The following is a 9,192-nucleotide window of genomic DNA, read 5'->3' on the forward strand; positions in this document are numbered from 1 at the left end:
GCGAAAGCGTCGGCACGGCTTGCATCAATGTACGGAGTGATCGGCCGGCAGGTGAATCACGCCCGGCCGCTCCAGTGGCGCCAGGGGCGGTGGCTGCAAGTCGGGGCTGAGCAAGTGGAAGTGCGGCACGACGTGGCTGATGTCGCCGTCCTGATTGTTGTGAATAGTCTTCGAGCCGGGCTGGCGCAGCGTGTCCAGGCGCTCGTCGGTCAACTTGAAACTGGCGCTCAAGCCCTGGTCATTCACGACCGGGGCCGGCGACCGGCGCTGGGCGAAGCTGCGACTTTTACGCTGTTGGTAACGCGCCCAGGTAATCAACAGCACCGCGTTGACCAAGGCGATCCATCCATAGACCTGCAAGGTCCCCAGGGTATCGAACAGTGACCCTCCCGGGCGCGGACCGGCTTGGCTCGCGAACAGCGGCCACAGTCCATTGACCAGCAAGTACAACAACCCCACCCACGCCAGTACGGTAAAAAACGCATCGATGAGCACCAGAAAAGGCCGTTGCCGGGTCCTGATAATTTTCATCGGATCACTTCCTCTTCCTGATCATCGAACGGTTTGATACCGCGATCCGGACTGATCCAGCGCGCACGCTTCTGATGCTGCCCGAACAGCACTTTTGGAAAGCTCACCAGAGTGGTGAAGAGGCTGATCAGCCAGAACACCAACGGGTACCAGACCACCCAGAACATGATGTGCCACAGGCCTTTTTCGTAGCGGCGGTCGATCAGGATGCTCACCGCGAACTGCAGCAGGCACACCACGGCCAGCAGCAGCCCGGTGAAGGCTGGCGGCATGAGGTGATCGACCGCGATGGCCTCTGGCATTTCGACGAACTTGCCAGCCCCCCAGAAAATCACCGACAGCAGGAACGTGAACGCCCAACCGGTGGACAGGCAATATTCGAACAACAGTGGCCACAGGTAGCGGTGGCGATACTGCCAGATGCCACGGATGTTCTTGAACAATACCTCGGCGCCCCCCTGGGCCCAGCGCAGTCGTTGCCGCCACAGGCCACGCAGGGTTTCGGGCATGAGGATCCAGCACAGCGCGCGCGGCTCGTAGAAGATGCTCCAGTGATCCAGTTGCAGCTTCCAACTGATGTCGATGTCTTCGGTGATCATGTCCGGGCTCCAGTAGCCAACCCGGTGCAGGGCGGAGCGACGGAACGCGACGATTACGCCAGACACGGTGAAGATCCGCCCGAACACCCGTTGAGTGCGCTTGATCAGGCCGATGATCGAGGAAAACTCGCCGACCTGGACCCGGCCTATCAAGGTCGAGCGGGTACGGATGCGCGGGTTGCCGGTCACCGCGCCGAGGCGGGCGTTGTCCAGCATCGGCGCCACCAGGTAGGCACAGGTGTTCGGCGCCAGCAGCGCGTCACCGTCGATGCACACCAGGTATTCACTGCGCGCCGCGATGGCGCCCATGCGCAGGGCCACGGCCTTGCCCTGGTTTTCCGCCAGGTGCAGGACGCGCAGGCGCGGGTCTTCACCCGCCAGTTGATCGAGCATCTGGGCCGTGTTGTCCTTGGAGCCGTCGTTGATGGCGATGACTTCGATGTTCGGGTAATGCTGGCCCAGCGCCGCGTGAATGGTGTCGGCGACGTTATCGCCTTCGTTGAAGCACGGGATCAGGATACTGATCAACGGCTCGCCGGCCAGGGGCGGTGGCAAGGTGTCGTCCTTCCACGGCCAGTGGCGCTCCCAGTGCAGCCAGAAGTACAGGCCGCCGGCGATCCACAGCCCGGACATGAACAGCGGGTAAAAGAACACGAAGTCCATCAGGAATTGCCCGGTGACCAGGAAGATCAGGCCCAGGGGCACCCCAAGGACGATCGCCAGCACCAGCAGAGCGAGCAGTCTGTCGAGCATGTCAAGGATTCCACTTGTTGGAGAGCGCCGGCCGCACGGTTTTCACAGCGGGCTGGTCTTCGATGAAGTTGTCCGGGTAGTAGCCGAAACTGGTCACGCCTTTGCGCTTGAGGCGCCCCATCCAGTCGGCCAATTGCTCGCCGTCGATATCGCTGACCGGCTTGCTGTGCCAGTCCCGGGCCTGCAGTTCGAACACCGTGCGCTTGAGCGCGCCGGGACGGGCCTTGACGGTGTCCACCAGGCGCTCGAGCCAGGGACCGGATTGCTGGCGGGTCTGGTTTTCCATCAACGGCATAGCCATCGGCGCCGTCCAGTCATAGGCGCCGAGGAAGTCGTCAAGGTTCTGGGCGAACCAGGCTTCGCTTTGCGGGTTGAGCATCGGTTCGGCAAAGATATTACGCGCCGTCAGGATCTGCGGACCACGAATCGCCCGGACCTTGGCGGTCAGCTCATGGGTGAAGTCGATCAGGTAGCGGCTCTTGAAGCGGGTCCAGCGTTGCATCGCTACAGGATCGGCCCGCAGGGCGGCAATGGACGTCGGCAGGCCGTTGGCGGCATAGACTTTCAGGGCTGCGGGGCTGGCGTCCTCGAAATCGGAGAACACCGCGTCGTCATGGTACAAAACGCCATCCAATGAGCTCATCCGCGCCAGATCCTGGTAGATCTCGCCAATGACCTTGCGCACGTTCGGGTCGAACGGCGACAAACGCACGTACTGGTCCGGGGCAACGCCAGTCTTGCCGGTTTCCGGATCCCAGCGCTGTACCCGCGAAAGCTTCGCGTCCAGGGCGAAACTGAGCACCGGCATCCAGGCATAGACCTTGGCGTTGGCCCGAGTGCGCAGTTGCCAGGCGACACGGTCGAACAGATCGGCGCGTACCGGCAGGTGGCGGTTGGGGAAGTACAACGAATGCACCAGGCCGTCGCCTTTCGGATCGGCGAAGGCTTGCAGGAACACCGTATTGGCGCCCAGGTCGGAAATGCGCTGGACCAACTGGCCGACGTTGGCGTCCTGCTGCACCGGATCCGGGTCATAGACGTAGTCCAGGTCGACATGCACCACGCGCATCGGGTCCATCGTCTGCACCGACACGATGCTTTCGGCGAAATGGGCGCCATCCGGATCGGACGCCACCAGGAAGCGTGGGCCGCTCATCAGGTTATCCAGGCTGTCGAGACCATCCTCCAGGGTCAGGGCCATTTGATAGCCCTCGTTGCCAATCACCTGCAACGCAGTACCGTCGGCTTCACCGTACGGCCAGACCCAGACACGCGGGCTGTAGCCAGTGACCTTGCGGATCTTCTCGGAAATGGCCGCCACGTCCTTGCGCAAGCGAGCCTGGAACTCGGCCTCGGTCTCGTAACGACCGGTGGCGGGGTCGTAGCGCCGGGTGGTCGCAGCGGGTTGCTGGTTGCCCTGCGGGTTGGCGAGGATGCCTTTGTGATTGGCATCGGTGTGGGCGGCGATTTCCACCAGGCCCGATTTGGAAACCTCGCGAATTTGCTCCCAGGTCAGGAACTCGGAACGCTTGCGTGGCACCCCGGCGAAATCCACCGTTTGGTTCAGCGGCGTATCCACCCAACTGCCGACCGGGGCAAGGATCGCTGGCCAGTTATAGGCACGCAGGATGGGCATGACGCGGGTGTAGAAGCTTGCGTAGCCGTCGTCGAAACTCAGTAGCACCGCACGCGGTGGCAGTTCCGGGCCGCCATTGCGGGCCGTGATGATCTGATCCACCGTGACCGGCTGGTAGTTGTTTTCCCGCAGCCACGCCAGTTGCTCGATCAACCGTTCGGTACGCACGGCCACCAGCGCTTGGTCCGGGTCACGGTCGTCGACATCGTGGTAGGCAATGCCGAGCACATGGTTCTTCGGCCACGGGGCGTCATTGGCCGCCAGCGGACGCTGCGAAGGCGGCGTGAATGCCGGGGCTTGCTGGGCACAAGCGCTGATCAGCAAGACCCCCAGCAGAAGGATGAATCGCGAAATGACAGGCATCTTCAAACTCTTCTAGAAGCGATAGGTGAGGTCGACAAGCAGTCGCAGATCGCTTTCGCGATCGCCGTCGTAGGGGCGGTTGAGCCAGCTCAGCGCGGCACCGGCCTCCAGCACGTCGTTCCAGATGAAACGCTGGCCGTAGCCGAGCAATCCCATGGCCCCGGTGTTGTAGTCGCGCTGGCTGTAGGTACCGGCACCGATCTGGAACTGCTGGCTCCACGTGGTCTCGTAGCGGCGGTACAACACGTGGTTGGCGCTCACGGTCGGCATGAGGCTGAAATCCGCTTTCGGATTGAAATAGGGCACTTCATTGGAGCCGCTGTTGCGGCTGGCACCGACTTCCAGACCCAGTTCCACTTGCAGGCGCGGCGTGCTGTAAATGCCCTCGCGGCCGGTCAGCTGGGTTTCGAGGCGATTGTTACCGTCACTGAAATGGGACGGGCTCACCGTCAGCCGCCACTCGCGGCTTTCATTGGCCCGCCAGCGGACGAAACCGCTACCGCCGTTGGCGCGAATGCCGCTGTTGAGCGCCCGCAGCGGGGTATTGGCCGAGAGGTAATCCAGGCTGGCGCCGTACTGCCAGTGGTCGTCGATGTCCCGGGCCACGGCCAGGCGCGCGCCTTGCTTGTCGCCGGAACCATAAGAGTGATTGGAGACCTCGGCCTCCAGCGTCATGTCCCGGGTGCGACGCTCCACGCCCAGGCGCTGCCAACGGTGGTGACCAGTACCTTCCTCGAAATCACCGGTGGCGTAGCCGGCACCGCCGAACAGCCGCCAGTCTTCATCGATGGGCGGGCTGTAGAGCAGCGTTTCGATACCAAAGTCCCGGCTGCCGGTGACTGCACCGGCATCACCATTGCCGCCGCCATAGCTCTTGCCGGTGTAGGCCTCGATGCGCAGCTCGGCCATGTCGTGTACCTCGCGCTGGCGCTGCAGACGTTTGACATGGGCGTTTTCCGGGTAGCGGGCGACCACGTCGTCGGTCAGGGCATCCAGCTGCCGCCACTCCTGCAAATCCATGGCCGCACGGGCCTGGGCGATTTCCAGGTCACGGTTGCGCGGGATCGTCGCCTCGACTTCTTTGAGCAGGTTTTCCGAACGGCGCGGCCAGTCACGGGCCTGGTACAGATCGGCCTGGGCCAGACGCATGCCGGTGTTGCCGGGGCCCTGGCTCACCAGGGTTTCCAGGCGCGCTTCGGCAGAGGGCAAGTCGGCGCCGTACGTGCCGGCCTGGGCGGCGAGTTGCTGGGCGTCCATCCATTCATCGTTGGGGTTGCCGATCGGCAGGCCTTTGAGCTCGATGCGCGGACGCTGGGCTTTCGCCATGTCTTCGGCCAGTGCACGGGCCTCTTCGGATTTTTCACTTTCCAGCAACGCATAGTAGAGCGCGGTGCTGTCTTCAAAACGCTCCGCGGGATCGGCATCCGGCGCAGTCAGGACCCGACGGTACAGATCGACGGCAATCTCCGGCTCACGCTGTTCCAGATAGGAAGAGGCCACCCAGCGCAGGGCGTAAGTGGGAATGCTCACGCCCTCGGCGATCAGCTTCTGGTATTCGGCAATCACTTCTGCTCGACGGGCGCGGGCATTGAGCGCGCCCATGCGATCGATGCGCCAACGGAGTACGTCGTCATGGGCCTCGGCCACCGGGGTCCAGGTGGCGAGCAACTTGTCGTAGTCGGCCAGGGCGCGGTCGGCAATGACGAAGCGCTCATGTTCGCTGCGGCTGGCCATGTCCGCCAGGCGCACCCGTTCGGCGGCGACGTCACCCTCCAGGCGTCGTTGCACGCCACGGTCGATCAGCCCCGGCTGCAGGCGCGCCAGGCGCAGCGCCGGCTCCGGCAACCGTGCCCGTTGCAGGGCGTAGATGTATTCGCGCGCAACCTCTGGGCTGTTGCCGGCGCGAGTGAAGGCCTGGTCGTATTCGAACAGCGCTTCGTGGGGGCTGTTGGCGCGGGTCAAGGCATAACCCAATGCCAGTCGACGCACCGGATCTGTCGGCTTGGCAGCGACCAGGGCCTTGGCGCGAGTGACGGCTTCGTCGGGCTGGCCTGCATCGGCCTGGGTCAAGGCCAGGCCGAGTTGCAAGTCGGGGTTCTGGGGGTCGATCACCAAAGCCTGGCGGTACAGCTCGGCCGCCGAATCCCAACGCTTGAGGTTGCGATAGGCACGAGCCGTCGCAGTCAGCGCCTGGACGGGCAGCGCTCGATTGCGGCCTTGGGTCTCATAGACCGTCACCACCTCGGTATCGAGGCCGGCCCAGCTGGCGATCTGCAGGTGGTCACTGATCTGTGCGGCGCTGGCCTGGCCGGCCGGCACCTGGCGCAACGCCGTCAGCGCAGGGGTGTAATGGCCTGCACGGGCGTCGAGCACCATTTGGTCATAGGCGGTATCGGCAAACGCCAGCATCGGCCAGCACAGTTGGCTGCACAGCGCGACACGAAACAACGGGCGCAAACCACGTTGAATAAAAGGACCCACAGTACGCGGCATTCGTCAGCATCCTTACATGGCCAGCCGGGTCGCAGTGCCCCCTTGCCCATCAAACAGGAAGCCGGATCAAAGGAATCCAGCCAAGCTCTAATGGGCCTAGTCTTGCACTCTCAGGCGGGTCATCTTCAGGAACGCCACAATTCTTCAGAATCGCTACAGATTTCGGCGCAGGGCTGATCGATAGGCTTAAAAAAAACCCGGCCCATGCGTGATGCACGGGCCGGGTTTGGGGTGTTGCCCGAGCGCGTTACTGGACGGCGACGCCACCACCCAGCTTGCTCATCACGAATGCCGTGAATTGCTCAACGGTCATCTTCTGGCCGTTGAAATCGACCTGATTGTTGGCGTAGTGCAGCTTGGTGACAACATCGTTGCCTTCAAGCGTTGCCAGTTCCGAACCGACCGCCATGGCGCTGAACATATCGCTGGTGGCAGTGGCCTGATCGGCGATCAACTTCGCATCCGTCTGGCCTTCCATCTGTGCCTGTACGGTCATCAGGTCGACCAGCATCGGTTTGGAAACCTTGAGATTGAAATCCAGCAGCGCGAGCAACTGACGGCCCAACTCATCCGGTGGCAGGTCCATGGACTGCGGCTTGGCCAGATCAACGATCAGGTTGGCGCGGCTTTCACCATTGGCGGTGCTGAACGACAGGTTTTCCAACGCCACTTGCGGGGCGCCGGCCAGGAGTTTCTCCAGATCAGCCTTGACCTGCGCTTCTTCAGCTTCGGTCAGGCTCAGCTCTGGCGCCGGTTCGCCGGCTGCTGCGGCCTCGGCTGCAGCTTTTTCGTAGGGTTGCAGCTTGGTCTGGTAAATCTGCATCAGCGACATGGTGGCCGGGATGTCCAGGTTCTTCAGGCTGACTGCCATCTGCGCCGAGCCAATGGTCTTGTCGTTGAACGACAACTCACCGATCTTGTAATCGGCACGCCCCGAAGCGCTGGTGCCGCTCTCGGTGCTGCTGTTCTTCATCTCGAAGTTCTTCAGGCCCAGCACCGACTTCGGCTCACCAAAGGTGGCCTTGGTGTTGCTCAGCAGCAGGGTGTTGTCACCCATGTAGTAACCGTAGGAGCTTTTGCTCAGGTTGCTCGCCAATGTCAGGCCGCTCAGCTCTACCTGCACGGGAGTCTGGTCTTCGGCGACGGTGGTCAGCTTGAAGCTGTCCATATAGCCGTCGGCCTTGACCTTCTGTGCCTGGGCGCTGGCAGCCAGGTCGATTTTAAGACCGGAGAAAGTGAGCTGGGATTGCTCATCCAGCTTGGTATCCACGGGCAGCAGCTCGTAGGTGCCATTGATGGATTGATCGTACCCCAGGTTGACCACACCTTTGAGCGGCGATTGGTCCTTGGTGGCGGCGAACCACTTGTCAGTCAGCGGATTGCGCTCAAGCGCGGTGTGACTGGTGGCCATGACCGGTAGCCATTTGAGTGTTATCAAGCGCGAAAATGGCAGTGGGCCGTGTTCGATCTGGTCGACGAAGAGCAACTCAACCGGCTCGCCACCGAAGATCTCGCCCTCGCCCTTGAGGCGGTAGTGGGCGGTGCTGCTGAACGTTCCACGGTCCATGGAAACCAGCTCCAGGGTGGCGGTGCTATTGGACCCGGCCAAGGCTGTCTGCATCTGCTTGTTGCTATCGGCAATAGCGTTCGTCAACACGCCTTCGAGCTTGGTCCCGGTGTACCAGGCGCCGCCCGCGCTGACAGCACCGACAGCCACAACGATTCCCAGGAGTATGCTTGCTGATTTATTCATGAGTGACCCGATCGATATCCATGGTTGAACAAAGCCGTCGTCTTCCCTGACCCGCAAAGGGTGTGGCTCGACGCCGAAAAAGAGGAGGGGAGATTACCATCAGGCACCCCTGCGGGCCCAATGTTTAAAGGGGTAAAAACGTTTTCTTGCGAGGTGGTCTACGAATATTGGACTTCGATCTCGTCGAGCTGATGGTCGAAAGTCTTGAGACGGGCCGTCCAGGTGTACACCAGCACTTCGAAATCGCGATTGATCACTGCCGCGCCCGATGATGAGTCTGCGCGTGAATCGCAGAAGTCCAGTTGATAGCGCTCACGGGCCATGGCATTAGCCACGTCACACAACTCTCGGGCGTTGTTGAGCCAATGCCAGCCGTCCTGGGTGACTTGCTTGTCCAAGGCAGCACATTGGGTTTTCAGGGCTTCCAGGCTTTTTTCCAAAGGGGTACCGGTGAGCTCCCCCATGACTTCCTGGAACGTGCGGCCAGGCTGCCAATAACTGCCCCAGAAATACCGGTCAAACACCGTTTCGACACGTCGCAGCGCAACCTTGGTGTCCCAAATCAGCACCAGTGTCTTACCTTGTTCGAGGTGTTTTTTCTTGATGCGCTGACCCTGAAACGATGCCCAGGCCACGATCGCAATGGATATCACGCCGATCAGCGCCGCGGCGCTATCGAGGAACAACAGCGCTTTATCGATCTGGTGAGTGAGCATGACGCCATAGAAATAAGTGGCCGAAAGCAGCAGCAAAGCCGCAATGGCGCACCAGAAGCCGGGAGCATAAGGGTTTTTCATTATTGGAATCCCCATGACCAGTGACGTCGCGGGCCCTTGGTCGCCAAGGCCCGACTATCACAGCATAGCAACGGCATTGGGGGTTTGCCGGGGCATCAGGGGCTTGATCCGATTACCGGCCCAAAACGACAAAACCCCTGGCTGCTGATGCAGACAGGGGTTCTGGGAATTCAATCTTGACGATGACCTACTCTCACATGGGGAAACCCCACACTACCATCGGCGATGCATCGTTTCACTTCTGAGTTCGGGATGGGATCAGGTGGT

General features: G+C 61.7%; 6 protein-coding genes and 1 rRNA gene. All 7 read right to left on the reverse strand.

Translation table 11 applies throughout. The features are described 5' to 3' along the window. Positions 1-24: 24 nt before the first annotated feature. Positions 25-531: a poly-beta-1,6-N-acetyl-D-glucosamine biosynthesis protein PgaD gene (pgaD, locus tag BLT00_RS30175; protein ID WP_072347222.1), complete on the reverse strand. Its 507-nt coding sequence runs from the start codon at positions 529-531 to the stop codon at positions 25-27. Beyond that, positions 528-1,883 (reverse strand): poly-beta-1,6-N-acetyl-D-glucosamine synthase, encoded by a 1,356-nt coding sequence (gene pgaC / locus BLT00_RS30180; RefSeq protein ID WP_092150291.1) that lies wholly within the window; start codon positions 1,881-1,883, stop codon positions 528-530. The genes pgaD and pgaC overlap by 4 nt, the downstream gene beginning before the upstream one ends. Position 1,884: 1 nt before the next feature. After that, positions 1,885-3,882, reverse strand: coding sequence for a poly-beta-1,6-N-acetyl-D-glucosamine N-deacetylase PgaB (gene pgaB / locus BLT00_RS30185; RefSeq protein WP_092150294.1), 1,998 nt, complete (start codon positions 3,880-3,882; stop codon positions 1,885-1,887). 12 nt (positions 3,883-3,894) lie between these two features. Beyond that, positions 3,895-6,375 carry a poly-beta-1,6 N-acetyl-D-glucosamine export porin PgaA gene (gene pgaA / locus BLT00_RS30190; protein WP_092150297.1) on the reverse strand — a complete coding sequence of 827 codons (2,481 nt, stop codon included), beginning with the start codon at positions 6,373-6,375 and terminating at the stop codon, positions 3,895-3,897. A gap of 247 nt (positions 6,376-6,622) precedes the next feature. After that, entirely contained in the window at positions 6,623-8,128 is a 1,506-nt protein-coding gene (locus BLT00_RS30195) for a YdgA family protein (RefSeq protein WP_092150300.1), read from the reverse strand. 158 nt (positions 8,129-8,286) lie between these two features. Beyond that, positions 8,287-8,925 carry an NADH:ubiquinone oxidoreductase subunit N gene (locus BLT00_RS30200; protein ID WP_092150303.1) on the reverse strand — a complete coding sequence of 213 codons (639 nt, stop codon included), beginning with the start codon at positions 8,923-8,925 and terminating at the stop codon, positions 8,287-8,289. A gap of 174 nt (positions 8,926-9,099) precedes the next feature. Beyond that, positions 9,100-9,192 (reverse strand): 5S ribosomal RNA (rrf, locus tag BLT00_RS30205); the annotation flags it as partial.

The organism is Pseudomonas sp. NFACC51, from assembly GCF_900103575.1.
Taxonomy (GTDB): domain Bacteria; phylum Pseudomonadota; class Gammaproteobacteria; order Pseudomonadales; family Pseudomonadaceae; genus Aquipseudomonas; species Aquipseudomonas fluorescens_Q.

Coding starts and splice junctions, on each gene's coding strand:
- pgaD (WP_072347222.1), bottom strand. CDS start 531: ATGAAAATTATCAGGACCCGGCAACGGCCTTTTCTGGTGCTCATCGAT.
- pgaC (WP_092150291.1), bottom strand. CDS start 1,883: ATGCTCGACAGACTGCTCGCTCTGCTGGTGCTGGCGATCGTCCTTGGG.
- pgaB (WP_092150294.1), bottom strand. CDS start 3,882: ATGCCTGTCATTTCGCGATTCATCCTTCTGCTGGGGGTCTTGCTGATC.
- pgaA (WP_092150297.1), bottom strand. CDS start 6,375: ATGCCGCGTACTGTGGGTCCTTTTATTCAACGTGGTTTGCGCCCGTTG.
- BLT00_RS30195 (WP_092150300.1), bottom strand. CDS start 8,128: ATGAATAAATCAGCAAGCATACTCCTGGGAATCGTTGTGGCTGTCGGT.
- BLT00_RS30200 (WP_092150303.1), bottom strand. CDS start 8,925: ATGAAAAACCCTTATGCTCCCGGCTTCTGGTGCGCCATTGCGGCTTTG.